General features: G+C 38.5%; 23 protein-coding genes and 1 tRNA gene. 14 read left to right on the plus strand and 10 right to left on the minus strand.

Features of this window, described 5'->3' with window-relative positions; all coding sequences use genetic code 11:
• Positions 1-95: 95 nt before the first annotated feature.
• From FGD67_RS15835 to FGD67_RS15850, 4 genes are all read left to right on the plus strand, one after another.
• On the plus strand, positions 96-1,340 hold the full coding sequence (locus FGD67_RS15835; protein WP_257172058.1) for a TolC family protein: 1,245 nt from the start codon (positions 96-98) through the stop codon (positions 1,338-1,340).
• Between the two features lie 60 nt (positions 1,341-1,400).
• Complete coding sequence (locus FGD67_RS15840; protein ID WP_257172059.1) at positions 1,401-2,669, plus strand: efflux RND transporter periplasmic adaptor subunit; 1,269 nt, start codon at positions 1,401-1,403, stop codon at positions 2,667-2,669.
• Positions 2,670-2,691: 22 nt separating this feature from the next.
• A complete protein-coding gene (locus tag FGD67_RS15845) occupies positions 2,692-5,874 on the plus strand; it encodes an efflux RND transporter permease subunit (protein ID WP_257172060.1) in 3,183 nt (1,060 codons plus the stop codon).
• Positions 5,875-5,964: 90 nt separating this feature from the next.
• Positions 5,965-6,885, plus strand: a complete 921-nt coding sequence (locus tag FGD67_RS15850; RefSeq protein ID WP_257172061.1) for a cation diffusion facilitator family transporter — start codon at positions 5,965-5,967, stop codon at positions 6,883-6,885.
• Between the two features lie 163 nt (positions 6,886-7,048).
• Here FGD67_RS15850 and FGD67_RS15855 read toward each other — a convergent pair whose 3' ends face one another.
• The 3 genes from FGD67_RS15855 to FGD67_RS15865 form a co-directional block, all read right to left on the minus strand.
• Positions 7,049-7,264, minus strand: coding sequence for a GDCCVxC domain-containing (seleno)protein (locus FGD67_RS15855; protein WP_257172062.1), 216 nt, complete (start codon positions 7,262-7,264; stop codon positions 7,049-7,051).
• Positions 7,252-7,641, minus strand: coding sequence for an organomercurial transporter MerC (gene merC / locus FGD67_RS15860; RefSeq protein WP_257172063.1), 390 nt, complete (start codon positions 7,639-7,641; stop codon positions 7,252-7,254). Before merC ends, FGD67_RS15855 begins: the two co-directional genes overlap by 13 nt.
• Positions 7,642-7,705: 64 nt before the next feature.
• A complete protein-coding gene (locus FGD67_RS15865; protein ID WP_257172064.1) occupies positions 7,706-8,083 on the minus strand; it encodes a MerR family transcriptional regulator in 378 nt (125 codons plus the stop codon).
• A gap of 263 nt (positions 8,084-8,346) precedes the next feature.
• On the opposite strand from FGD67_RS15865, the gene FGD67_RS15870 reads away from it, so the two are divergent.
• From FGD67_RS15870 to arsJ, 5 genes are read left to right on the plus strand one after another with little or no spacing between them, the layout of a single operon-like run.
• A complete protein-coding gene (locus FGD67_RS15870) occupies positions 8,347-9,105 on the plus strand; it encodes a metalloregulator ArsR/SmtB family transcription factor (protein ID WP_373567783.1) in 759 nt (252 codons plus the stop codon).
• A 33-nt stretch (positions 9,106-9,138) separates the two neighbouring features.
• On the plus strand, positions 9,139-10,155 hold the full coding sequence (gene arsB, locus FGD67_RS15875) for an ACR3 family arsenite efflux transporter (protein ID WP_257172066.1): 1,017 nt from the start codon (positions 9,139-9,141) through the stop codon (positions 10,153-10,155).
• Between the two features lie 37 nt (positions 10,156-10,192).
• Positions 10,193-10,684, plus strand: coding sequence for a tyrosine-protein phosphatase (locus tag FGD67_RS15880; RefSeq protein ID WP_257172067.1), 492 nt, complete (start codon positions 10,193-10,195; stop codon positions 10,682-10,684).
• A 15-nt stretch (positions 10,685-10,699) separates the two neighbouring features.
• Positions 10,700-11,710, plus strand: a complete 1,011-nt coding sequence (locus FGD67_RS15885) for an ArsJ-associated glyceraldehyde-3-phosphate dehydrogenase (RefSeq protein ID WP_257172068.1) — start codon at positions 10,700-10,702, stop codon at positions 11,708-11,710.
• Between the two features lie 5 nt (positions 11,711-11,715).
• The gene (gene arsJ, locus FGD67_RS15890; protein ID WP_257172069.1) at positions 11,716-12,927 is read left to right on the plus strand and encodes an organoarsenical effux MFS transporter ArsJ; all 1,212 of its coding nucleotides are present in this window, start codon (positions 11,716-11,718) and stop codon (positions 12,925-12,927) included.
• Between the two features lie 991 nt (positions 12,928-13,918).
• Here arsJ and FGD67_RS15895 read toward each other — a convergent pair.
• Positions 13,919-13,995 (minus strand) — tRNA-Ile (locus FGD67_RS15895).
• Between the two features lie 156 nt (positions 13,996-14,151).
• Positions 14,152-16,908: a choice-of-anchor B family protein gene (locus tag FGD67_RS15900; protein ID WP_257172070.1), complete on the minus strand. Its 2,757-nt coding sequence runs from the start codon at positions 16,906-16,908 to the stop codon at positions 14,152-14,154.
• A 143-nt stretch (positions 16,909-17,051) separates the two neighbouring features.
• Here FGD67_RS15900 and FGD67_RS15905 point away from each other — a divergent pair, with 143 nt between their 5' ends.
• Together FGD67_RS15905 and FGD67_RS15910 are read left to right on the plus strand one after the other, a co-directional pair.
• Positions 17,052-17,930, plus strand: a complete 879-nt coding sequence (locus FGD67_RS15905) for an MbnP family copper-binding protein (RefSeq protein ID WP_257172071.1) — start codon at positions 17,052-17,054, stop codon at positions 17,928-17,930.
• Positions 17,920-19,053 (plus strand): MbnH family di-heme enzyme, encoded by a 1,134-nt coding sequence (locus FGD67_RS15910; protein WP_373567784.1) that lies wholly within the window; start codon positions 17,920-17,922, stop codon positions 19,051-19,053. The genes FGD67_RS15905 and FGD67_RS15910 overlap by 11 nt, the downstream gene beginning before the upstream one ends.
• Positions 19,054-19,221: 168 nt before the next feature.
• Here the strand turns inward: FGD67_RS15910 and rpoD are convergent, their stop codons facing one another.
• The 4 genes from rpoD to rpsU form a co-directional block, all read right to left on the minus strand.
• Complete coding sequence (gene rpoD / locus FGD67_RS15915; RefSeq protein ID WP_257172072.1) at positions 19,222-21,063, minus strand: RNA polymerase sigma factor RpoD; 1,842 nt, start codon at positions 21,061-21,063, stop codon at positions 19,222-19,224.
• A gap of 139 nt (positions 21,064-21,202) precedes the next feature.
• Positions 21,203-22,966 carry a DNA primase gene (gene dnaG / locus FGD67_RS15920; RefSeq protein ID WP_257175140.1) on the minus strand — a complete coding sequence of 588 codons (1,764 nt, stop codon included), beginning with the start codon at positions 22,964-22,966 and terminating at the stop codon, positions 21,203-21,205.
• A gap of 151 nt (positions 22,967-23,117) precedes the next feature.
• Positions 23,118-23,564: a GatB/YqeY domain-containing protein gene (locus FGD67_RS15925; protein ID WP_257172073.1), complete on the minus strand. Its 447-nt coding sequence runs from the start codon at positions 23,562-23,564 to the stop codon at positions 23,118-23,120.
• Between the two features lie 53 nt (positions 23,565-23,617).
• A complete protein-coding gene (gene rpsU, locus FGD67_RS15930) occupies positions 23,618-23,833 on the minus strand; it encodes a 30S ribosomal protein S21 (protein ID WP_011045067.1) in 216 nt (71 codons plus the stop codon).
• Between the two features lie 391 nt (positions 23,834-24,224).
• Here rpsU and tsaD point away from each other — a divergent pair, with 391 nt between their 5' ends.
• A complete protein-coding gene (tsaD, locus tag FGD67_RS15935) occupies positions 24,225-25,274 on the plus strand; it encodes a tRNA (adenosine(37)-N6)-threonylcarbamoyltransferase complex transferase subunit TsaD (protein WP_257172074.1) in 1,050 nt (349 codons plus the stop codon).
• A gap of 13 nt (positions 25,275-25,287) precedes the next feature.
• Here the strand turns inward: tsaD and plsY are convergent, their stop codons facing one another.
• Positions 25,288-25,872 carry a glycerol-3-phosphate 1-O-acyltransferase PlsY gene (plsY, locus tag FGD67_RS15940; protein WP_373567888.1) on the minus strand — a complete coding sequence of 195 codons (585 nt, stop codon included), beginning with the start codon at positions 25,870-25,872 and terminating at the stop codon, positions 25,288-25,290.
• Between the two features lie 214 nt (positions 25,873-26,086).
• Here plsY and folB point away from each other — a divergent pair, with 214 nt between their 5' ends.
• Entirely contained in the window at positions 26,087-26,458 is a 372-nt protein-coding gene (folB, locus tag FGD67_RS15945) for a dihydroneopterin aldolase (RefSeq protein ID WP_257172075.1), read from the plus strand.
• The gene (gene folK, locus FGD67_RS15950; RefSeq protein ID WP_257172076.1) at positions 26,458-26,964 is read left to right on the plus strand and encodes a 2-amino-4-hydroxy-6-hydroxymethyldihydropteridine diphosphokinase; all 507 of its coding nucleotides are present in this window, start codon (positions 26,458-26,460) and stop codon (positions 26,962-26,964) included. Before folB ends, folK begins: the two co-directional genes overlap by 1 nt.
• The last annotated feature ends 2 nt before the right edge of the window (positions 26,965-26,966 follow it).

The following is a 26,966-nucleotide window of genomic DNA, read 5'->3' on the forward strand; positions in this document are numbered from 1 at the left end:
GAATAGCTCAGTTTAGCTGAGCATCTTTATATTCGTGTCTACTACGATTTCACTGTCGTTAGTTAACACTATTTAAATAAATATGAGTTTAATTTATGAAAATATTTTTTCAAAAAAATATTGGCGCTGTGCTATGCGTCAGTATGTCTTTGGCTATTTTAATTAATATACAAAGCGTAAATGCACAAACAACATCGACATCTTGGTTATCGATGCAAATAAACAAACATCCCGATATTATTGCCGCCAAAGAAGAAATGAATGCTGTTTTTTCAAATGCTGAAGGAAACAAGCAACCACTTTATAATCCTGAATTAGAGACAGGTTATGAACGAGAAGGTGACGCTAATAATTATTCTATTGGTATTAATCAAACGATTGATTGGTGGGATAAGCGAGAAACGAAAGAGCAACAAGCTAACTTTAGCTTAACTCAAGCAAGCAAACACTTTGACTTTCTTGTTCAAGAAAAGACAGCGCAAGCTTTACAAGCGTTAGTTACTTGGCAAGCAGCTAAAAAACAAGCTGTTATTGCCCAAGAACAAGAAAAGCAGTTAGAAACCTTACTTGATATAGTTAAAGACCGTCAAAAAGCAGGTGATCTAGGGCAAGTAGATGCCGAACTTACTTTTTTAAGTTTATCCCAAATGTTGAATGTTACCGCAAAGGTACAAGTTCAATTAAAACAAGCCGAAGCCCAAACCAAAGAGCTATTGCGAGATTGGACGCCAGATAAAGAGGTTATACCTGCGCAAGGTTTAACTATCACTAATTATCAACTTTCACCTCAATGGCTTGAACAACATCCCTTAGTCTTAGCGGCAAAAGCACAATGGCAAATAACTAGAAGTGATGCTCAACTCGCTTTGTTAGAAACTAAAGCTGACCCAACTATAGGTTTTAACGCAGGCAAAAATGATAGGGAAAATGTACTAGGCGTAACTTTTTCAATGCCTTTGAATATCCGTAACAATTATTCAGCACAAGCAAGAGCTGCGAATCAACAAGCAATAGCTGCTGAAGCAAATTTTCGCTCCGTTATGCGCAAACAGAGATTTGCTATCCAATCAAGCACTGACACCTTAATCACTTATCAAAAAAACTATCAACGTTGGCAACAATTGATGGATGGAAGAGGAAAACGTAGTGGCGATTTACTGCAAAAGCAATGGCAAAGCGGTGATGTAAGTACTACCGAATATTTACTTGCATTACAACAACGTGCTGAAGGTCTTAATGCTGGTATTGAATTACAAAGTCAATTTCAATTAAGCCAAATCGACTGGCTATTACAGGTAGGCCAAATTAAGGCCGCGACTCTGCAATTATCTCAGCTTTGAATATTAAAGGCATTATCAAGAATCAATTAATAGTCAATGAACCAATTTTGGAAAAAACATATGAATAAGCAAATTAAATTAATAACGCTGGCCGCACTTTTTTGTGGGATAACAACCATAACTACTGCGACATTTGCAAATGTTCAATCATCTGAAAAAGCCGAAAAGCATGTTGAAGAAAAAGATGATGGACATGGACATGAAGCTAAAAATGAACACAAAGAAGAAAAAGACGATGGGCATGGACATGAAGGTAAAAATGAACACGAAGAAGAAAAAGACGATGGGCATGGACATGAAGGTAAAAATGAACACGAAGAAGAAAGTGCGGGAGTTAAACTTTCAAAGGAACAATTAAATTTAGCTGAAATTAACATAACCGTACTAGAGCCTCAGGCGATGACTTACAGTATTTATGCTCAAGGAGAGATAAAAGCGAATGACTATACCAGTTATTTAGTCTCGCCAAGAGTCGACTCAGTGATACTAAAACGCTATGTTGCTTTAGGTGATCATGTCGAAATCAATCAACCGTTAGTCACCCTATTTAGTGAGTCAATGGCTGAAGCACAAGCCAGCTATAGGCTCGCTGATTCAGAATGGAAAAGGGTTCAAAAACTTGGTCGAAAAGCGGTAGGTGATAAACGCTTTATAGAAGCTCAGACCGATTTTGAGGCTGACTTAGGACGATTGTATGCGTTTGGCTTATCTGCTGACGCTATTACCTCTTTGGCTACCAGCACTAAAAAACTTGGACAATACACCCTCAACGCAGAGACTTCTGGCGCTGTATTATCTGATAATTTCCGTCAAGGACAACGCATAGAATCCGGCGGTACTTTATTTGATCTGGCTGATGAGGATACGTTATGGGTTGAAGCACGTTTAGCTCCATCAATGGAATTGGACTTACCCAAAAATTCAAAGGCGCAAGTAAATGTAGGTAACAATACATACATAGCTACGGTCACTCAAAAAGCTCATACCATAGACCCAGTAACACGCACACGCATTATACGTTTACAGGTTCAAAATGACGGCCATAAGCTTCATCCCGGTTTATTTGCTGATATCTATTTTGCCCTTGAAACTGACAAAAAAGTTCTGACTGTGCCTGAAGAAGCATTAATGCGTGGTAGTGATGGTGATTGGATGGTGTTTGTTGAAGAAAATGGCGAATTTAAAGGTGTCGAAGTTGAATTGGGACGACAACTGGGAAAATCACGTGAAATTAAGGGTTTACCAGCAGGCACCAGAGTCGTTACAACGGGTGCTTTTTATGTCGCGGCAGAAATTGCCAAAGGCAGTTTCGATGCTCATAACCATTAATTGATAATTGGAGAACTAACACATGTTAAATCGTTTGATTGACTGGTCTGTCACTAACCGATTATTGGTGATATTTGCCTTGATTGCGTTAACGGCTTCGGCCTTTTTTACTATTCCACGTTTGAATTTGGACGCATTTCCAGATGTGACCAACGTGCAGGTGGCCATTAATACTGAAGCACCTGGTTTAGCTTCGGAAGAAGTAGAGCAACTCATTACTTTCCCCATTGAAGCCGTAATGTATGCATTACCTGATGTTGAAGAAGTACGTTCTATTTCTAAAACAGGGCTGTCTGGTATTACGGTTGTCTTCAAAGAAGGTACCGATATTTATTTTGCTCGTCAATTGGTTTTTGAGCGATTGCAATCAGCAAAAGAATTAATACCTGAAGGTGTTGGTACACCTGAAATTGGTCCAAACACCTCTGGCTTAGGGCAAGTATATCAATACTTACTACTCGCTGATGAAGACTCTGGGTATGACAGTATGTCACTTAGAAGTCTAAACGATTGGGTGGTTAAATTATTATTGATGCCAGTAGACGGAGTTACTGATGTCTTAGCCTTTGGTGGAAATGTTAAACAATACCAAGTAAATATTAATCCATCACGTTTACTTGCTTACCAATTGACCCAAGAAGATATCGCTAATGCATTAGAAGATAATAATGATAACGCTGGTGGCTGGTATATGGATAGAGGCCAAGAACAACTTATTATTCGAGGTGTCGGTTGGTTAAGTAGTGATGAAAAAGGCATAGAAGAACTAAAACAAATTCCTGTCAAAACGATTGCAGGTACTGTTGTTTACCTTGCTGATGTGGCAACTATTGAATTTGGAAGCGAAATTAGACAAGGCGCTGTCACAATGACTAAACGTGTCGGTACTAATGATAGTAAATTCCTAGGTGAAGTTGTTTCCGGTATTGTTTTAAAACGTATGGGCGCAAATACTAAAGTTGCCATTGATGGCATAAAAGACAGAATCCCGCTCATTCAACAAGCCCTGCCAAAAGGTGTAACGTTTGAACCTATTTATGACCAAGCGGATTTAATTGAAAAAGCAGTTAGCACGGTAGCTGAAGCATTGACAATGGCTTTTATCTTTATTGTTATTGTATTGGTACTTTTTTTACTGAATGTACGCGCAGTTTTACTGGTTCTTATTTCTATTCCACTTTCTGTTGGTATGGCCTTAATGCTAATGGCTTACAATGGTTTGTCTGCAAATTTAATGTCACTGGGTGGTTTAGCGGTTGCTATTGGTATGATGGTCGATGGTGCGGTGGTGATGATGGAAAATATTTTCAAACATCTTAGTCAGCCAGACCGTCGTCATGAAGGAATGCATGACAGTGAGAACCCTTTTGATGTCGAAAAAGATACCGATGTTAGTTTGCGTATACAAATTGCAGCAAGAGAAGTAGCTAAACCTGTATTTTTTGCGGTAACAATTATCATGGTGGTTTTTGCACCTTTGTTTAGCTTAGAAGGAGTCGAAGGTAAACTATTTCAACCGATGGCGATTAGTATTATGATTGCTATGGTGGCGTCTTTAGCCGTATCACTCATTGTTGTACCTGCCTTGGCAAGTTACCTGTTTCAACGAGGTTTTAAAGCACGAACCAGCCCTATCGTTAGTCTGCTAGAAAATATTTACCGCATTAGTTTAACAAAAGCGATGAACGCCAAAAAAGTAGTTCTAATGGGGGCTGGAGTCTTACTTGTTGGTACCTTATTTCTAGTGCCAAATTTAGGCACTGAATTTGTACCTGAGCTTGAAGAAGGCACTATTAATTTACGTGTAACAATGGCTCCTTCAACCAGCTTAGCTACTGCCCTCTCCGTTTCACCTAAATTGGAAAAAATATTACTTGAATTTCCTGAAGTAATTTATGCTACCAGTCGTATAGGTCGAGCAGAAATTGGTGGTGATCCTGAGCCAGTGAGTAATATTGAAATCTATATTGGTCTCAAGCCTACAGCAGAGTGGACGAGTGCAAAAACACGCCATGAACTACAAGGTTTGATGGAAATAAAACTTGAGCAATTCCCTGGCTTACTACTGAATTTCTCTCAACCTATCGCAACAAGAGTAGATGAATTACTTTCTGGTGTTAAAGCACAGTTAGCAATAAAACTATTTGGTGCAGATCTCGATATTCTTGCTCAGCAAGGTCAGGCTATTGTTAATGCTATTCAAGGGGTTGATGGTGCAAGGGATGTAGCTATGGAACCAATAGCAGGTGAATCTCAGTTAGTCGTCAGACCAAACCGTCGTCAATTGTCTAGATATGGTTTATCGATTGGTGATGTCATGAGATTAGTTCGAAATGGTATCGGTGGTCAGGAAGTAGGACAAGTCATTAATGGTAATGAACGTTATGATATTTATCTGCGGATAGGCAAAGAGTTTAGAGATCAGCAACAAACTATTGCTGATTTACGACTACAAGCTCCAACAGGTGCATGGGTGCGATTAGGTGATGTTGCAGATATTGCCATTGAATCAGGCCCTCCTCAGGTACGCCGAGATGATGTCCAACGACGCGTTGTTATTCAAGCCAATGTACAAGGGCGAGACATGGGTAGTGTCGTAAAAGATATTCGAGAAGCAATTGCAAGTAAGGTTGATTTACCTCCCGGTTATTCTGTTGATATTGGTGGTCAATTTGAAAATCAACAACGAGCACAACAACGCCTCACTATTGTTGTTCCACTTTCTATTGGCATTATTGCGTTGTTATTATATTTTGCTTTTTCCAGCGTTGGTCAAGCCATGCTCATCCTCGTTAATTTACCTTTAGCTATGATTGGTGGGATTGTCGCCTTGTATATTTCTGGTCAATACCTATCTGTACCTAGCTCGATTGGTTTTATTACCTTATTTGGTGTTGCTGTTCTTAATGGCGTGGTTATGGTTGAAGCGATTAATTTACGCATTCAGACAGGTACGGAAAGTATTGCCAAAGCCGTTTACGAAGGCGCTATATCAAGACTTCGCCCTGTACTGATGACAGCGATTACTTCCGCCCTTGGTTTGATTCCTATTATCATGTCAAGTGGTGTCGGCTCTGAGATACAACGACCATTAGCCACGGTAATTGTTGGTGGTTTGGTCACCGCGACCTTCCTTACTTTATTTGTCCTCCCCGTACTTTATGGTTGGTTTTCTAAAGGTAGGATTGAAGAAATGAGAAGGTAGTTCTGCTTGGTTAAAGTAAATATAACTGTTTGCTTTAACTAGATATCCCGTAGGTATTCGCTACGGGATATCAATTTATAGGAGAAAGTAATGTCCGACAATTTACATCAACACTCAACTAGCCATGGACACAGTCATATTCCTAAAGATATGTCTTCAAGTCGTATTGGCTGGGCATTTATATTAAATGTTTGTTTTACTATTATCGAATTTATTGGCGGCTGGTTAACCAACAGCACCGCAATAATGGCAGATGCGGTTCACGATTTAGGAGATAGTTTATCCATCGGTCTCGCATGGGGATTAAATAAACTCAGCAAGAAAAGCCATGATAAAATGTTTAGTTACGGCTACCATCGCTTCTCTCTATTAGGCGCACTTATTAATGGTGTTGTCTTAATCGCTGGATCGATTTGGGTGTTAACCATCTCATTCCCTCGATTGCTATCGCCAGAGATGCCTGATGCTCAAGGCATGTTATGGTTAGCGATATTAGGGGTGATTGTTAATGGTTATGCTGCTTTCAAATTAAGTGACGGGAAAACATTAAACGAACGTGTACTTAATTGGCATTTACTGGAAGACGTTTTAGGTTGGGTAGCCGTATTAATTGTTTCTATCGTTCTAATGTTTATCGAACTGCCAATACTTGATCCGATACTTTCAATCGGATTTACCTTATTTATTCTTTTTAATGTCTTAAAAAACCTCCATACTGCAATACGTCTGTTTTTACAAGCAACACCTGAGCAAGCCATTCAAGAAAAAATAAAAATTGAATTATCATCATTGAAGTATATTGAAGATATTCATCATTTCCATTTATGGTCCCTTGATGGAGAAAGGCATGTACTTACTGCTCATTTAGTTGTGAATCATTATTTTGATCAACAAGAGTATATGGCAATAAAGCATGAAATATCAACACGACTTAGCCCTTTTCATCTTGAACATACCACACTGGAATTTGAGTTCGTAGACGAAATATGTAGAGACTCAAAAAACAATTAGAAATACTTTCAAAGATGAAAAGACATTTTAACTAAACCTGTTAAAGGCTCGTTGTTTTGAGAGAACATCTTCTCTTATTAGTGTGGAAGACTTTAGAGCTACTACAGTAGCATGCTACGGATTTATTTTATGTTCGCTCAAATCTGACGGATGACTATGGTGGTTAGCTATTACAGCAATCTTGTCCTTCTTGAATTGGTGGACATTTAACAGCTCCATAAGAACAAAAAACGCAGCAATCACCTTTTAAAGGCTTTAATAATACTTTGCATGATTCACATTCATAGAACCACTGACAGGCATTGGTTGGCATGTTTTCTGTTTTACTATGACCACACTCAGGACAAGTTATTGTTGAGTTTAATTTTACACTTTGCATATTCGCTCCTTTATAGGTTTTACAATATCTAATACTGACATTACGACCATTAAACTTATGCCAAAGTAGAATAAATAGGTACTCCAACCATATTGCCACAAAGGGTATAGCGTTAGTAAAACAGCGATAGGACCAATAATGCTTAACGATCCTCTTAAATGGTTTTTCTTGTGATACCAATTATAGATATTTACGAGTAACGCAAGTGAAGCGAAAATAGGTAGTAATGTATTTACTGCAATACCTTCGAAAGACGAAAGAAATCCCAAGCCAAGTGCTGAAGTTAAAGAACCTAATGCTGGAAAGCAGGCAGTACAGCTAAGAGCTGCTAGCCAAACGCCACCAGAGCCAATTTTATCGAGTAACTTGTTTATCATTAATAATCATTCCTAAGTAATTTATACTTACGATAAACTCCGTATATAAGTACGGAGTCAACAGCTACTTTAATGAATCAATAATAGGGCAAGATGATTGGTCTCGGTTGGTTTTACATGAATTAGTCATTTCGCTAATAACACTTTCTAGACGTTGTAAATCAGCTATTTTATGTCGAATAATATCTAATTTTTGTAAACCAAATGATTCGACTTGTTTACAGTCTCCGTCCATTGACATTAGTGAAGATATTTCGTTCAGCGTAAAGCCTAACGCTTTGGCTTTAAAAATAAACTGAAGCTGGTTTGCTATGGCTTCGCTGTATAACCTGTAACCACTTTCAGGTTTTAGTGGTTGCGAAATAAGTCCTTTTTTTTCATAAAATCGAATAGTTTCAATATTGACATTTAGCTTTTTAGCTAATTTACCTATTGTAATCATATACTTCTCGCTTTTAGTCAAATGGTAAACATATAAATTACAGGTATAAGCTTTTAAAACCAATACCTATTAAAATTAATCCACCTAATATTTCATCGTTGTTTTCTAGCCTCATGAATTAGTAAAATATAACAATGGTATTGTATATATTGTTTTTCGTATATATAATTATTCGTATGTTTTGTTGTTGTTGATTTCTCATGAAAAATATAAGTAAACAAAAAGTCCTTTTTCTATGTACTGGAAACTCGGCTAGGTCTCAAATGGCGGAAGCCTTACTAAGACATAAAGCTGGTGATAAGTATGATGTTTATAGTGCAGGTACTCAGCCTGATACAGTTGATCCTCGTGCTATTGATGCGTTAGGGAAGTTTGGTTTAGATACTAATAATTTAGTTTCTAAAAATATGAATGTCTTTAAAGGTCAAGTTTTTGATTATGTTATTACTCTATGTGACAAAGCCAATAATGAATGTCGCAGCTACCCCAATGCCGTTAAGCAATTAGCATGGGATTTTCCTGATCCAAAAGAACGTTCTGGCAGTAACCCTTTTTCTACTACATTAAATGAGCTTAATAACCGCTTATCTATGTTTCTTTTGGTTGAAGAAAAAAATATCAGTAGTGGTGCTACAGAAACATTAGTTAACACACAAAATGATCAACTTAATGGCTTTGAACCCCTCTCTTTTTATAAAAGCCTAACCGATAATATTAGACTGAAAACGCTAATGTTGACTCATTACCACGGTGAACTTTGTGTTTGCGAACTAATGGAAGCTATGGATGAAGATAGCCAACCTAAGGTGTCACGTAACCTTGCTGTTCTAAAGAAAGCTAAGGTGATAACCGATAGAAAACATGGTCAATGGGTGTTTTATCGTATTAACCCTGAACTTCCACTATGGGCTAAGTCAGTTATTGCACAAACTACAGAAAATAATATTCCTATGATCAGTAACGAACTTCAGCGTTTAGCTAACATGCAAAATAGACCTGATCGAGCAAGTTTCTGTAAATAAATTTTCTATAAAGAATGAATAAAGGATTTAATAATGGGTATTTTTGAACGTTATTTATTAGTTTGGGTTGGCTTAAGCATTGTGCTTGGTGTGGTATTAGGCTTATGGCAACCTGATGCTTTTCAAGTGATTGCCAACTTTGAGATTGCACACGTAAATATTGTGGTCGCTGTTTTTATTTGGGTGATGATTTATCCCATGATGGTTCAAATTGACTTTTCAGCGATCAAAGATGTTGGTAAAAACCCTAAAGGACTTGTGTTAACTATTGTCATAAACTGGTTGATTAAGCCTTTCACCATGGCTGGTTTAGGCTGGATATTCTTTAATTTCCTTTTTGCTGATCTAGTTGATCCTGCTTCTGCTCAAGAATATATCGCAGGGATGATTTTATTAGGGGTAGCCCCATGTACTGCAATGGTATTTGTATGGTCACAGCTAACTAAAGGTGATCCGAACTATACCTTGGTTCAAGTATCAGTAAATGACGTTATCATGATATTTGCTTTTGCGCCTATTACTGCATTTTTACTTGGCGTGAGCGATATTCAAGTCCCTTGGGAGACCTTGGTAATTTCTGTTGTACTTTATGTACTCCTGCCATTAATTGCTGGTGTCGTAACACGTAAAATATTGAATAAAGGCCATGGCGAAGTAGAGCTAAATACCTTTTTATCTACGTTAAAGCCTTGGTCAGTTATCGGCTTGTTAGGCACTGTAGTTTTATTATTTGGCTTTCAAGCGAATACTATTCTTTCTGAGCCTGAAATCATCGGTTTAATCGCTATTCCCTTAATGATTCAAACATACGGTATTTTCGGTATTGCATATTTAGCTGCAAAATGGATGAAATTACCCCATAACATTGCCGCACCAGCATCGTTAATCGGAACATCTAACTTTTTTGAAATGGCTGTTGCTGTAGCAATATCACTTTTCGGATTACATTCAGGAGCTGCACTCGCAACAGTCGTAGGTGTACTTGTGGAAGTGCCTGTTATGTTGTCATTAGTTTATATCATTAATCGTACACAAAATTGGTTTAGATAAAAACATAGCTCTATAAATTCATCCTTTAGGAAATAATATGCAAACACATCCATTTGATATTTTAGCACTTGAAAATGGTGCTCAACTTATATTTACCCCTTGCCCTGGCACGAAAGAAGTTATTTTATCAGGCTCTATTTCAACACTTAAAGATGCAGGTACAAACATGCTTATTACTTTGATGTTTGATGAAGAAATGGAAAAAAATAATGCACTCTCTTTACCAACTGAATGTGAAAGGCAAGGCATTGAATGGGTTCAACTACCTATTTTAGATGATGCAGCTCCAAGCCAAGCCTTTGAATCACAGTGGAATGCTCAAAAGGCTAACATCTTAGACGTGATAAATAACAAGGGCATCATTGCAGTTCACTGCAAAGGTGGCTCTGGCAGAACAGGATTAGTGATTGGACTTATTTTATTAGCGTTTGGTTGGTCTGGTGAAAAGGTTATTGAAGAAGTTCAAAAAATACGACATAAAGCTCTAAAACATCCAGTTCAACTCGATTACTTTAATTCATATTTATAATTTTAGGACACACTTATGACGATTAAAATTGGCATTAACGGTTTTGGCCGTATGGGACGTTTATCAATGCGAGCGGCATTTGATTGGGATGATATAGAGATTATTCAAATCAATGATCCTGCGGGAAATGCAGAAACACTTGCACACTTAATGACGTTTGATTCAGTACATGGTCGTTGGCATCATGAGGCTACTCATGAGGGGGATTCAATAATCATCAATGGCAGCGCTATACCTTGCACGCAAAACAAAGCCACTCAAGACACTGATTGGTCTGACTGTGATGTGGTTATTGAGGCATCAGGAAAAATAAAAACTAAAGCGTTGTTACAAGCCTATTTAGATCAAGGTGTAAAGCGAGTGGTGGTTACAGCCCCTGTAAAAGAGGATGGTGTATTGAATATCGTTATGGGTGTCAATGATGAACTATACGATAAAGCTATTCATCCTATTGTTACCGCAGCTTCATGTACCACTAATTGTTTAGCACCAGTAGTTAAAGTTATTCATGAAAAAATAGGTATTAAACATGGCTCAATGACGACCATTCATAACATCACCAATACCCAAACGATCATAGATGCTCCGCATAAAGATTTACGTAGAGCACGTTCTTGTGGCACAAGTTTAATACCAACAACAACAGGTTCTGCTACGGCAATTACTCATATTTTTCCTGAATTAAAAGGAAAATTAAATGGTCATGCAATACGGGTTCCTTTAACGAATGCATCAATTACCGACTGTGTATTTGAAGTTAAACGTGGCACTACGGTTGAAGAAGTAAACCAATTACTTAAACAAGCATCCCAAGGTCAGTTAAAAAATATCATGGGATATGAAGAGCGACCACTAGTATCAATTGATTATAAAACTGATCCTCGTTCTAGCATCATTGATGCCTTATCAACGATGGTGGTAAATGGTACACAAGTAAAACTTTATGTTTGGTATGACAATGAATGGGGCTATGCCAATAGAACCGCAGAATTAGCCCGTATGGTTGGCTTGGAAGATAAAGGTTAATTAATATGGAGCTTTCATCACTAAAAGCGTTATCTCCATCAATAAAACAATACTTGGTGATAACAGGTAATTATTGGGCGTTTACCTTAACAGATGGTGCGCTACGTATGCTCGTAGTGCTGTATTTTCATCAATTAGGATACAGCCCTTTAAATATTGCTATGCTGTTTTTATTTTATGAAATCTTTGGTGTTATCACTAACCTTGTTGGTGGTTGGTTAGGTGCAAAACTTGGCTTAAATAAAACCATGAATATTGGCTTAGGAATGCAGATAGTCGCTCTTGCTATGTTAGCTGTTCCTGCTGAAATGCTAACAGTGATCTATGTGATGGTCGCACAGGCATTATCAGGTATTGCCAAAGATTTAAATAAAATGAGTGCGAAAAGCTCTATTAAGTTACTAGTGCCAGAAGGATCTGAAGGTAAGCTATACCAGTGGGTTGCTATACTTACTGGATCTAAAAATGCACTAAAAGGAGTTGGATTCTTTTTGGGAGGGTTGCTATTAACCTTACTAGAATTTAAAGGTGCAATCATCTTAATGGCTTCACTTTTAGCCATCGTATGGGTATTTAGTTTAATCACTTTAAAAGAAGATTTAGGTAAAGCGAAAAACAAACCAAAATTTAAAGATATTTTCTCGAAAAGTTCATCAATCAACATACTTTCTGCGGCACGAATGTTTTTGTTTGGCGCAAGAGATGTTTGGTTTGTGGTGGCATTACCTGTGTTTTTAGCTGTAACCTTTAATTGGGATCATTGGTGGGTTGGCGGTTTTATGGCGAGTTGGGTCATCGGCTATGGCATAGTACAATCCTTTGCGCCTTATTTTACGGGTAAAAATCAGGGCAAAGTACCAACAGGTAGATCTGCATTTTTGTGGGCAAGCTACCTAACCGTGATACCTGCTGCTATAGCTTTAGCGTTGCACTTTAATTTTCACATTCAAGCTTCAATCATTATAGGATTATTAATATTTGGTGCTGTTTTTGCTGTTAACTCTTCTTTGCATAGCTATTTAATTGTCAGTTATGCAGGTAATGATGGTGTATCGCTTGACGTTGGTTTTTACTATATGGCTAATGCCATGGGGAGATTGATTGGAACAGTGCTTTCAGGTTGGGTATATCAAAATTATGGACTAGAAGCCTGTTTATGGATATCAAGTATATTTGTGGCTATAGCATCTTTGTTATCATTAAAATTGAAGTCGTGAGAACCCCTATATAAAAGGTTTGTTTTTTAAAGCTCATAGTCAACATTAAAATTGAACATGAATGTCGGCAATGAGGGCTTATAACGGACATAACATGCTTATTAATATACTGAACTTAATGTCCGTAATGTGACAAGACTGACGGATAGAACTATCTCGTTATGGAGGTTAGGTCGAGGTATGAATCTGTCATTTGAATAAACATCATAAAAATTAAACCCAACAAAATCATGAGTTTATTTAAATGCTGAGAGTTGACTTATGTGCCGTTTTTTTCTTTTGATTAAACTGTTTTTTTCAATACCTTAATGAATATGTTAAAGCTCCTGTTTTTAATTGAAAGGTAGTCATTGGGTAATTCTATAATAACCTTCCTGTGCCGCTTTGGGGGCGATTGCGCCTTAGACTTAATACTCTTATTTATTCAAAACTTAAATAATTCCAATGTCTGCTTTGGGGATTTGAGACCTAACGCCATGCAAAAATTTTAGTCATAATTTTAGTTGTGAATGGATGTGAATTTTGAATGAAAAGGAAGTTTTAGAATCTCTGCTCTGCTGTTATTAGCTCAAAAGCTAACTTCCGCTTTTGGCTAACAGAAGTCACAAGGTTATCTTCGATGCTAATGACCGCTTTATTAGTTAAGCGGACGTTAGAATAAAAACTGCTAGAGTCCGCAATGCGCACAAAGTGATCGTTAACAATTCAAAAGTGTATGCCCGCTTTAGTGGCTTAGCAGGCCATTCACTAAGATTAACGTTCGTCAATATTAGGTCTGATTTGTGGCATTAATGAATATGAAAAAGTTCATTGGCCTGTGACTTAGAATTATTATCATTGGCAATGAAAAGCTAAATGTAGAAAAATCACTCTTTATCGAATAAATTACTTATGTGATAATTAAGAAATATCAATTTTTGGTATTTAGTAGCACAGAGGTAGCACAAGCGAGTATGTGTTAGTAGGTTATTACTAGAGAAGTCTTTAAAAATGGTGGCCCCTCCCTGACTTGAACAGGGGACCTGCCGATTATGAGTCGGATGCTCTAACCAACTGAGCTAAGGGGCCATTTCTCTACTTTGCATTAATAAACGCGAAAGGTCTATCAAAGCGGCGAGAAGTATAAGCATTTTTTATTTTGTTGTCACCACTATAACGATAAAAAACCTGATAAATGAGTCTGATAGTTCATTAGTTGAACGATTAAAGCATTAACTTAGCCGTTCAACAATAAAAAGTAGCTTGTTTATACTGCCTTCTAATAAATACTGAAGCTAGGATCAGAATTAAATAGCTTAATGAGCCACTACCTGATGACTTATCCTCTTTTGGTATCGGGAGTGCTACAGGCACGGCAATCACAGTCAATGTTATGCTTTCTTCGCTCGATAGACCCTTAGAGTCGGTTGCTGTAAATGAAAGTACTACATTACCTTCGCTGGCGGGAGCAACAAAATTTGTTGTTAAGGTATTAGCAGTATTGAGTGTTATGCTCGTACCTGATGTTTGTCGCCATAAATAGGTCATTGGATCATTTTCATTGTCCGTTGCTGTTGCGGTTACGTTAACTGTAGCACCAGTGTTTACCTCTCTATTTTCTGACAACGTTATAATAGGCGCCGAATTACTATCATCATCTGAAATAGTGACGGTATGCTGCGTGATGGCACCTAAGTTACTGCCGGCAACTGGGGATAAGGCAACGGTAAAGCTTTCATTAGCTTCATTGTCTACATCATCAATAATAGTGATGCTAATGCTCTTTTCTGCTGAGTCACCATCTGCCCAATTTACCGTTCCGGAAGCTGATTCAACATCTTCACCAATAAGAGCAGTACCAGAACTTAATAAATAAGATACAGATACTGCACCTAAAGCGCTGCCTTGACGTGCAATGGTTATATCGAGCGTGCCTTGGTTCTCAGGTACCGTGGTTTTGGTTGCAGTGAAGGCTAATGAACCTGTGTTATCGCGGCCATCAATATTAACAGTTAAATAGCTGTTGCTGCCTAATGTAGCGCTATTGCTAGGTTGGCTTAGACGCACATAAAATGTTTCTTTAAACTCCTGCCCACTTGGATCGCTTGCGATATTAATATCAATCGTTTTATCTGTAACATCATTTGCTGCCCAAGTTAATGTGCCAGATACAGGGGTATAATCACTGTTTTCTCGTGCACTGCCTGGTAGTAGTTGATAAGCAACACTGATGGCTTGATCTGGCGCACTAGCGCTACTGCGTTGTACATTAACCGTTAACGTTTCGCCTTGATTAGCGTTGATAACATTGTCGACGAAGCTGATTTTACCTTGGCTGGACTCTTGAGTGCGGTCCTTTAAAATATACAAACCACTGTTAATATCACTGACTAATATATTGCCAGAGGGTAAAAAAGGATAAACGCCCCAAGCGCCATTAAAGCCAGAATTGTCTGAAGGAGTATAAGTGTCAAAAAAACCTATTTCCACAGGACTTGCAGGATCAGTGATATCGAGTACCGTTAAGCCACGTTCATAGTTTGATAGGTAATAGCGGTTGCCACGTACAAAACCATTGTGGTCAATGGCACGCGTAGGGCCTGTCCATTGCCCTACGAGAACTGGATTACTCAAGTCAGCAATGGAAAATACTCTAACAGTGGTATTTAAAGCAAAGTTCTTTTCATCCAATTCGTCGTGAAGAAATACAGACTGCTGACGTTCTCCGCCCCAACCTGAGTGTGTATACGCAACGTTAGGGTAGGAAACGCTAGCCAGCTGGCTTATGTTATTGGGATCAGAAATATTCCAAAGTTTCATTGCTCCTGCGTTGAAGTCAAGAAAAATAGTGCAGCTATCACTTTGGCTATTACACTGGTTGTCTTTTCGGCTATCGGTAATGTTAATCGATGCACCATCATGTGTATAACCTGAGCCAAAATAACTGTTAGACATCCTAGTTAATGTCGATGGTGTTTTTAAAGAGTAACTAATAAATGCACCACCAAATTTGTCACTGCCGATCAGCTGTAAACTTGGCGTTAAACCCGGCAAAGCAATGTTAAGGCTGTGATCAACATTGGAGATATAAACGTTATGGGCTTTTCTTACTTCTTGATTATTTTCGGTCAAACTTACCGAGTTAGGCAGTTGATTGAGGTTAATAATGCTAACGTGGTTATTTGGGCTATCAATAGTGGCGTAAGCATAGGCTTGCCAAGCGTTGATACTACTATCAAAGTACTGGTACACTTTAATGTCACGCCATGTTGAGTTAGCTCCGTCTATTGTATCAACTTCTATCGGATTTTCAGGATCAGTAACATTAACTACAGCTACGCCATTGCGTAAACCAATAAGTGCATATTCATCACCTGTATTTAAATCAACATGGCCCCAAATGTCATTGGCGGTATTAGGACGACTAGAAAATGCATTTAATGGCATATGGGCAAGTAAATCTATATTGTTACAAGCAAAATCCCCCGCGGCTCCATCAGCACACTCGACACCGCTTTGTGCTTCACTTAAGGTGTAGTAACTATCAAGCTTACTTTGTAAGGTCTTACTTTCTTGACTATTCTCGGCAAATAGTGACTTACCATCCGCCAATACAACAAAGCCTTGCTGACGCAAAGGCTCTGCCATATCAACTGGAATATTTTTGAGTTCTGTTGGGTTGGTGTTTGGGCTTTGGCTCTGAAAATGATCGAAACGGTTGTAGCCACCAAAAATAGGCACTAAAGCACTTTTTAAATAAAATAGTTCTTCACTTGAGCTAACGCTGTACTCACCAGCTGCAACAAGTATTTTATCGCCTTTATTCGCTTGTTGAACAGCGTAAGCAATAGTTTGGCAAGGTCTTAATACTTGCTCGCATTTACCAATATCTTTGCCTGTTTCAGCAACAAAGCGAGCTTTGTCATGTTCAGAGTGGGCAAATGTTAGCTGGCTATTTACTATTGTCAATAAAACAAAAGTTATCCATGTTAACCGTAACATCAGATAGTCCTTATGTTAATAAAGTGTTATATATATCACTTTAGCGCATTTAAATTGCTTTTTATATTTTTGCTCTTTAGTTGTGGCTTTATCTTTGATGAAATTTTTTAACTTTTAGGCTTAAAAATTATTGAGCGGAACCTATGTTACGTAACAAACAGTATATATTTATAGCAATGCTGATATTTTTAACCGGTGCTGTGGGCTACTTCTTTAGTTTAGCACCTGATAGCAATCAACAGATTAAAGTACAATTATTATGGCAAAATGATACGTTAGATTGCCAAAGTACATTTATTGCGGGAGAAGATAAAAAAACTTGGTTTGTTGAGCAATTACAGTTTTTTATTCATGATATTCAATTTAGCTCAGAAAACTCCGCTTGGGAAAAAGTTAATTTATTACCAAACTTCTATCAAGTTGACAATAGCGTTTTGTTAGGGAAAAACTGTCGACAAACGAAGCCAGCTAGTAGCTTAGATAGTGCTGGAAATTGGCAGGTTGAGTTTCACTCTGATACCAAGATAACAGCTAATAGCCGTATGAAGTTTACCCTAGGGCTGCCTTTTGCAAGTAATCACTTAAATCCTATTAGTCAAAAAAGCCCGCTCAATTTACCGTCAATGTTCTGGGTTTGGCAAACAGGACACAAGTTTATGCGTCTTGAGCTTGCTAGTAGTAATGAGCAATGGTTATTTCATTTAGGGTCAACAGGGTGCCAATCCGCGAGTGTTATGAGAGCGCCGAAAGAGCGCTGCCGTTATTCCAATGTTTTTCATTTTGAAGTGCCTGCCATTAAAAACAATAGCAAGCAATTTGTGCTCAATTTGAACTTGGCTGAACTACTTAATAAAGTAACGTTAGACTCATCATCGAGCTGCCAGTCAGCAAGAGATAGTGAAAGCTGTCAGCAATTATTTCTTAATTTATCAACAACCAACAGTTCAACTGAAGCGATAGGGGCAGGGGTATTTAATGCCGGTAATACTAAGCATTTTGACAGAGGAGTTGATGTTGAATAAATTAGTTTTTGTCGCCATATTAATAGCATTAAGTGCAATGCTTTTAAGTTGTGATACGGCAAATAACACTCAAACGAGTTACCAATGGCCTATTATCGAAGGCTTTCCTAAACCTCAAGTACCTAAAGATAACCCTATGAGTGAGGCAAAGGTATTACTCGGGAAAAAATTATTTTTTGATAAAAGCTTATCAGCTAATCAGCAGCAGTCATGTGAGTCATGTCATTTTCAAGCGTTTGCATTTGCCGAAAATCGGAGTGTTTCACAAGGCTCTACCGGTGAAATACATAGACGAAATGCGCCTGCGCTAGTTAATATCGCTTACAATAAAACCCTGACCTGGGCACATGATGGTATTACCACCCTTGAGCGACAGATATTAATACCGATGTTTGGTGAGTCACCAATTGAGCTTGGGATCACTGGGCATGAAGCAAAAGTATTGGCTCGATTTGATAGCCAAGTTTATCAAGCATTATTTGAGCAGGCATTTGATGGACAGCCGCTAAGTTTTGAGCTGATAGTAAAAGCATTGGCCAGTTATGTACGTAGCCTTATTTCCTTGAATTCTCCTTTCGATCGCTATGCTTATTTCGGTGATGATGATGCTATTTCTGCATCTGCTATTCGCGGTATGGATTTGTTTTTTTCTGAGCGTTTAGAGTGTCACCATTGTCATGGTGGATTTAATTTTACTCAGTCTACTGGTCATGAACAACAATTACTCGATCGTAGACCATTTCATAACACGGGCTTATATAACGTCGAGGGCAGTAGTGCTGGATACCCTCAAAAAGATATCGGGCTAGCTGAAATATCTACTCTGGCAAAAGACAATGGCCGTTTTCGTGCCCCAACGCTACGCAATATTCGTTACTCTGGGCCCTATATGCATGATGGTAGTGTTGCAACATTATCAGAGGTTATTGATATTTATGCAGCTGGCGGACGCAATATTGCGCATGGTTTATATCAAGGAGATGGCCGAGCTAACCCATTAAAAAGTCAGTTCATTAAAGGTTTCGAACTAACAGCAGAAGAGAAGCAGGACTTATTGGCATTCCTTGATACATTAACAGATCAAGCGTTTTTGACCTCGTCAAAGCATCAGCTAAGTGAGTAAAGTGTAAGTGCTTTAGATAAGTGAGGTTGTTCAATGCTCTCGACATTTTATTTTAATTTCTGTTTCAACTTTTGTTGCAATTTTCAGCATAAACTTAAGATAAAAAAAATCCAGCAACTAGCTGGATTTTATATTTTGACAGTATGTAAGCATAAAGCTACTGTAAAATTACTCGCCGTCTAAGAAACTTTTCAGTTGCTCTGAGCGTGAAGGATGACGCAATTTACGTAATGCTTTTGCTTCAATTTGACGAATACGTTCACGTGTTACATCAAATTGTTTACCTACTTCTTCCAAGGTATGATCGGTGTTCATATCGATACCAAAACGCATTCTTAACACTTTAGCTTCACGAGCGGTTAAACCAGCTAGTACTTCATGTGTTGCGTCTTTCAAGTTTTCAGAGGTTGCTGAGTCAACAGGTAATTCACCGCTACCGTCTTCAATAAAGTCACCTAAGTGCGAATCTTCATCGTCACCAATTGGCGTTTCCATTGAAATTGGCTCTTTAGCGATTTTCAACACTTTACGAATTTTATCTTCCGGCATGATCATGCGTTCAGCTAATTCTTCAGGTGTTGGCTCACGACCCATTTCTTGTAACATCTGACGTGAAATACGGTTAAGTTTGTTAATCGTTTCAATCATGTGTACTGGAATACGAATAGTACGGGCCTGATCGGCAATTGAACGAGTTATTGCTTGGCGTATCCACCACGTAGCATAAGTTGAGAACTTATAACCACGACGATATTCAAACTTATCAACGGCTTTCATTAAGCCGATGTTACCTTCTTGAATAAGATCCAAGAACTGTAAACCACGGTTAGTGTATTTTTTCGCAATTGAGATAACTAAACGTAAGTTAGCTTCGACCATTTCTTTTTTCGCACGACGAGCTTTCGCTTCGCCGATCGACATACGACGGTTAATGTCTTTAATGCCGTGAACATTGAGATAAGTCTCTTCTTCTAACATGTTCAGTTTATAGATGCAGCGTTCAACATCTAACTCGATATCCGACATTCTTTTTGAATGAGGTAAACCGGCTGACTTTTGCTCTTCAAACCAATCTTTCGAGGTTTCATTACCTGGGAAGATTTTGATGAAGGTTGTTTTTGGCATACCAGCACCAACCACACAGTGTTTCATGATCAAGCGTTCTTGAACACGTAAACGGTCCATAACACTACGCATGTTTTTCACTAGTCGGTCAAATACTTTTGGTACGATTCTGAATTCTTTAAATACTTCAGCTAACTCATCGATTGCCGCTTGTGCACTAGTATGACCGCGGCCTTTAGCTTTAATTACACTATTGGCATGTTCGTATGCCGCACGTAAGGCATTGAATTTTTCACGGGCTTCTTCAGGACAAGGACCGGTATCTTCTTCTTCCTCATCTTCATCATCATCGTCAGACTTATCTTCATCTTCTAAGTCTTCTTTCGATAATTCAGAACCGATATGAGTTGCTGCCGCAGGAATTTCTTCGTCTTCAGCATCTGGGTCTAAAAAGCCAACGATAATATCGCTTAAGCGTACTTCTTCAGCTTCAAAATTATCCCACTGCTCAAGCAAGTAATTAATTGCTGGTGGGTATTCTGAAACGCTGCGTTGTACTTCTTTGATACCTTCTTCGATGCGCTTGGCGATAACAATTTCGCCTTTACGAGTCAGTAGTTCTACGGTACCCATTTCACGCATATACATACGCACAGGGTCTGTAGTACGACCGATTTCACTTTCAACGGTAGCAAGTGCTTGTGCTGCAGCTTCAGCAGCATCCTCATCAGTATTTGCTTCACTCATCATTAACGTGTCGTTATCCGGTGCGTTTTCAAACACCTGAATACCCATGTCGTTAATCATTCGAATGATGTCTTCAACTTGATCGGAATCGATAATATCCTGAGGGAGATGATCGTTAACTTCTGCAAAAGTTAAATAACCTTGCTCTTTACCTTTGGTTATTAACTCTTTAAGTCTAGATTGTGGGGCTTGATCCATTGACGAGTGTCCACCTATTTATGGCTATCAAAATTACAACAGTAAGCCGGAAATTATAGCGAAATATTTACTAAATTACCAGCGGTAAACTGTTCTCGTGTTTGTTAATTTTATGCTGAGATAAATTCAACAATAAATATTATTTCTGTTCACTTAATAGACCGTGCAATTCGCCTATTTCAGTATTAGTCAGTCCAACGGTACGTTGTTTTTCAAACAGCTCATTGCAACGGTTTTCTAAAAATTTATTTAGAAAACTTTCTATGATATCAAGAAACGTATTTTCAGCATTTGCAGCTTCAATATGATGTTCTATACACATAATTTTGTTTAACTGTTTTTCTGCTTCTTGACCTCTAAAATGCTCGATTAATTGCGCACCATTTACCTTTGGGTTTTGCTTGCATAAGGCTAGCAAGGTGTTCAACAAAGGAATACCCGGCATATTCAATTCACTTAAAATTGCAGGGTCGGGTAATATTTCTACTATATGGGGATGCTCAAGTAATAATGCAATAGCGAGTCTGATCGGTGTGATTTTTGTTCGCTTAGTTTTGGTGGTACTTTCAGTGGTATTAGCAAAATTTTTATGGAGTTTTTTTAATTGTATTTCGTTACTTGCACCAAACTGATTGGCTAACTTAGTGACCATGGCATCTTTAAGGTTACTCTCTGGAAGCTTAGCTAAATAAGGCTGAAAAGCGCCGACGGCAGCGCCTTTTCCTTCAGGAGAACTCATATCAATTTGTGTTAATAGGTGCTCAAATAAAAATTGTGATAATGGTGTGGCATTATCTAATATTGTTTCGAAAGCGGCTTGCCCTTGCTCTCTGATCATCGAGTCAGGATCTTGACCATCAGGCAAGAAAACAAACTTAAGACTATAGCCGTCTTGAATCATCGGCAGCGCATTGTCCATTGCTCGCCATGCTGCATCACGACCTGCTCGGTCACCGTCATAGCAGCAAATAACTTCTTTTACTGTTCTAAATAAGGTTTGCAGTTGTTCGGGCGTTGTTGCGGTGCCGAGTGAGGCAACGGCATAGTCAACACCATGTTGCGCTAGCGCGACCACATCCATATAACCTTCAACAACAACTAGACGGGTTAATTGCTTATTAGCTTGTTTTGCTTCGTATAAACCATAAAGTTCTTGGCCTTTATGATAAATACGTGTTTCTGGTGAGTTAAGATATTTTGGCGTACCATCACCAAGGACACGTCCACCAAAACCTATGACGCGACCACGTTTATCACGAATGGGAAATTGTATCCGACCTCTGAATCTATCATAGGGTTTATTTTTATCACCTTGAATAGCCATACCTAAATCAACAAGCTGCTGATTTATTTGACCACTACGGCCAAATACTTTCATCATGCCATCCCAAGCATCACTGATATAACCTATACCGAAGCGTTTAACTATTGCACCGCTTAAACCTCGGCCTTTTAAATAATCAATGGCGACATCTTTATCGCTGGCAACCTTTAATTGCTGCTGAAAAAAACGGCTGATTTGCGCCATTAATTCATAGTCGTCTTGTTTTTGACTATAGGCTTTTTGATCTTGTTTCTGTTGTGCAGGTGAGCGATTGCTTTGTTCGCGTGGCACTTCCATATTGTAATGGGAAGCTAATTCTTCTACGGCATCAGGAAACTCTAAACGTTCGAACTCCATCAAAAACGAAATAGCATTACCATGTTCACCACAACCGAAGCAGTGATAAAATTGTTTATCTTGACTAACGCTAAATGAAGGCGATTTTTCGGTATGAAATGGGCAACAAGCTTGGTAATTTTTACCGGCTTTTTTTAATGGTACGCGAGAATCTATTAATTCGACAATATCGGCTCTTGCTAATAAGTCATCAATAAATTGTCGAGGGATCATACCAGCCATAAAGTTCATTACATCCAGATAAAACATTATTCTACACTAATAAAATTAGTGTCATAGAAAGTTATTGCATTCTAATTAAAATAAAACCGCGAGGCCAAGGCTATCGCGGTTTTTATTTAGAATGAACATTGAAGTTCGAATGGAAGATTAACTAACTGTTTAAAACTGCTTTAATTTGACCGCTTACAGCGCCCATATCAGCCTTACCTTGCATTAACGGTTTCAACACCGCCATTACTTTACCCATATCAGCCATTGAGGTTGCACCGGTGTCGGCAATTGCTTTTGTGATCAATTGGTTAATTTCATCTGCTGATAATGGTTGCGGGAGAAAATCTTCTATGGCGCTGATTTCTGCAGCTTCTTTAGCTGCTAATTCATCGCGACCACCGTCAGTAAACATTTTGATAGACTCTTTACGTTGTTTAACCATTTTGGTTAACAAGGCAATGATATTGTCATCAGTTGCTTCTGTGTTGTGATCAATTTCTGCCTGCTTTATCGCAGATAATGCCATACGAATTACACCAAGACGAATTTTGTCTTTAGCACGCATGGCAATTTTCATTTCATCTTTAAGTTGGCTAAGTAGACTCATGATTTAATTTACTCTTAAGTTAACTCAGTTGACCTAGGATTTACTAAGGTATCTTAGTACATGCGAACGCGACGAGCGTTCTCACGAGAAACTTTTTTAGCTGCACGTTTAACTGCTGCTGCTTTCTTACGCTTACGTTCCCAAGTTGGCTTTTCGTAAGATTCGCGACGGCGAACCTCAGAAAGGATACCTGCTTTTTCACATGAACGTTTGAAACGACGTAATGCAACGTCAAATGGTTCGTTTTCTCTTACTTTAATTACTGGCATGTACTGTTTTACCTTAGTTAGAAATCTATATAAATCGGTGTCTGATTTCAGCTAAATAGCCTCATCTTCACCCACTCTATTAAAAATTGGTGCCGTATTCTAAAGCGAACACTACGGTAATGTAAAGGAGTAATCATTATTTCGTGCAGTTTTAGTGTCATTGCGCTTTAAATTCGGTTATTTGACAAAGCAAAGACTGACTTGCTTTGGTTATTTTAAAAGGACGTTAAATGAAAACGAAAATATTTTAGTTGTCATTATATGCACTATAAATTGAAAGTTGCGGGCTCGATAGGTAAAATCATCGGCCAAATGTAACTGCTGACTTAATGTTGCAGTTTTCGACTTCTTTGACAGCAGAGCTATTTTAGTTCTAGGTAAATAAAAAACTATGCGAATTTTAGGTATTGAAACTTCTTGTGATGAAACCGGTATTGCGATCTATGATGATGGCCAAGGGGATCTACCTAAAGGCATAGTTGCACATCGACTATATAGTCAAATTGCCGTTCATGCCGATTATGGTGGCGTAGTGCCAGAGTTAGCGTCACGTGATCATGTGCGTAAAACTATTCCGTTAATTAAAGAAGTACTTGCTGAAGCTAATTTGACACCTGCTGATTTAGATGGCGTAGCCTATACAGCAGGGCCTGGTTTAATCGGTGCTTTACTTGTGGGGTGTTCAATTGGTCGCAGCTTAGCTTATGGCTGGGATTTACCCGCAGTACCTGTACATCATATGGAAGGGCATTTATTAGCCCCAATGTTAGAAGAAAATATACCTGAATTTCCTTTTGTCGCCTTATTAGTGTCGGGCGGTCATACCATGTTAGTGCGTGTTGATGGCATTGGTCATTATGAATTACTGGGTGAATCAGTAGATGATGCCGCCGGTGAAGCCTTCGACAAAACGGCTAAGTTATTAGGCTTGGATTATCCTGGTGGCCCAGTATTAGCGAAAATGGCAGAAAGTGGTAGAAAAGGGCGCTTTAAATTTCCGAGGCCAATGACCGATAGACCTGGGCTAGATTTTAGTTTTAGTGGTTTGAAAACGTCAGCTGCTAATACCATTCGCAAAGAAAGTCATGATGAATTAACTGCTGAGCAAAAAGCACAAACACAAGCTGATATTGCTTATGCTTTCCAAGAAGCAGTCGTTGATACGCTTGCCATCAAATGTAAAAGAGCCTTAAAACAATGTGATTTAAATCGTTTAGTGATTGCGGGCGGCGTTAGTGCTAATACCGCGTTAAGAGAAAAGTTAGCAGAGATAACTAAAAAACTCGGCGGCGAAGTCTTCTACCCTCGACCTGAATTTTGTACTGATAATGGCGCTATGATTGCCTACGCAGGTTTACAACGTTTAAAGGCGGGTGTTGATACTGACTTAACTTTTAAAGCAACTCCGCGTTGGCCATTAGATACTTTAGAAGCAATATAGCAGCAAGTCATGATTACTTTTTGCTGAAGGATATCTTGGGTTCTTTGCCTTGCAGTAATCTAATAATGTTCTCTTTGTGCCTAAATATAATCAATCCAGACAACATTAATACCGGATAGACATAGATTGGTTTTAATAGCCAAGTATATAACGGCGCCACAGCTACAGTAACAATGGCGGCCAAGCTTGAATAGCGAGTGACTTTCGCGACCAATAACCACGTTAAGATCAATAGCCCGCCCAAATCTAAACCAATAGGCAACAAGACACCAAATGCCGTAGCAACTGCTTTACCACCATTAAAGTTGAAAAATATTGGATACATGTGCCCTAAACAAGCTGCAACAGCAATAATACCTAAGTATACCGGCTCTAAACCTAAGAAGTAGCCGCCCCATACCGGTAAGGTGCCTTTTAGTATGTCAAAGAGTAGCACTGATGCAGCAACAAATTTATTGCTGATACGTAATACGTTGGTAGCGCCGGGGTTTTTTGAGCCAGTGGAACGAGGATCGGGTAAATTCAAAAGTTTACAAAGTAATATGGCACTCGAAATTGAACCTACTAAGTAAGCCAATACGACCATTACACCTGTAATAAGTAAACTACTAATACAAAGTTCCTTTTGAGTTTCGTTCGGTAAAAGTATAAAAAAAAATTTCTTTAGCGCTTTTTCTCATTGTAGCGCGTTGATTACTAGTTTTTCTAGACCTGCACAGGTAAACTCGCCATTTATTTTCTAAATCAGCTAGTGGCGATTGTTTGTACTATTTTCGATTAGCGCCATAGCAAACCATATAAAGGGTCTTAATGTGGATAAAGTCTATATTGAAGGATTAACCTTTCAAACAACGATCGGTTTTTATCAGTGGGAAAAAGAAATAAAACAAACACTGGTGATTGATCTCGCGATGGGCTGGAATACAGCACAAGCAGCAGAAAATGATGAGTTAGCTAAAACACTTGATTATGCTGCAATCTCTGAAGCCGTGGTTGAATTTGCTAATGCTAATCCTGTTGATTTAATTGAAACGCTTGCTGAACGTATTGCTGCTTTCCTTATTGATACCTATCAAATTCCTTGGTTGCGTTTAAAGTTAATGAAACCAACGGCAGTACATAATGCAATCACTGTCGGCGTTGAGATTGAACGTAGTCGAGAGCCATCAGGTCAAGCATTGTAATGGCTGACATTTATATTTCTCTTGGTAGCAATATTAATCGTCAATATCATATTGAACAGGGACTTAATGCGTTAACTGATGCCTTTGGTTTACTGACCTTATCGTCATTATTTGAAAGTGAGGCTGTTGGTTTTGCTGGTAAAGCATTTTACAATATGGTGGTTGCTGTTAAGACTGAACTGAGCTTAGCTGAAGTCGCTACTATACTAAGAACAATAGAATTTTCCTATGGTCGCAGCCAAGATGCGAAAAAATTTAGTCCGCGCACATTAGACTTAGACTTGCTACTTTATGGCGATGTTATTACTGATACTCCAGCACAAATCCCTCGAGATGAAATTACAAAAAACGCTTTCGTATTATGGCCTTTAGCTGAACTTGCGGGGCAATTAACTCACCCAACTATGGCTAAAAGCTACAACGAGTTATGGCAACAATACGACAAGAATCAACAAAAATTAAAAAAAGTCCCTTTAGTTTGGGCAAATGAAAATAGGGAAAGATAACC

Origin of the sequence: Colwellia sp. M166 (genome assembly GCF_024585285.1) — a bacterium.
Taxonomy (GTDB): Bacteria; Pseudomonadota; Gammaproteobacteria; order Enterobacterales; family Alteromonadaceae; genus Cognaticolwellia.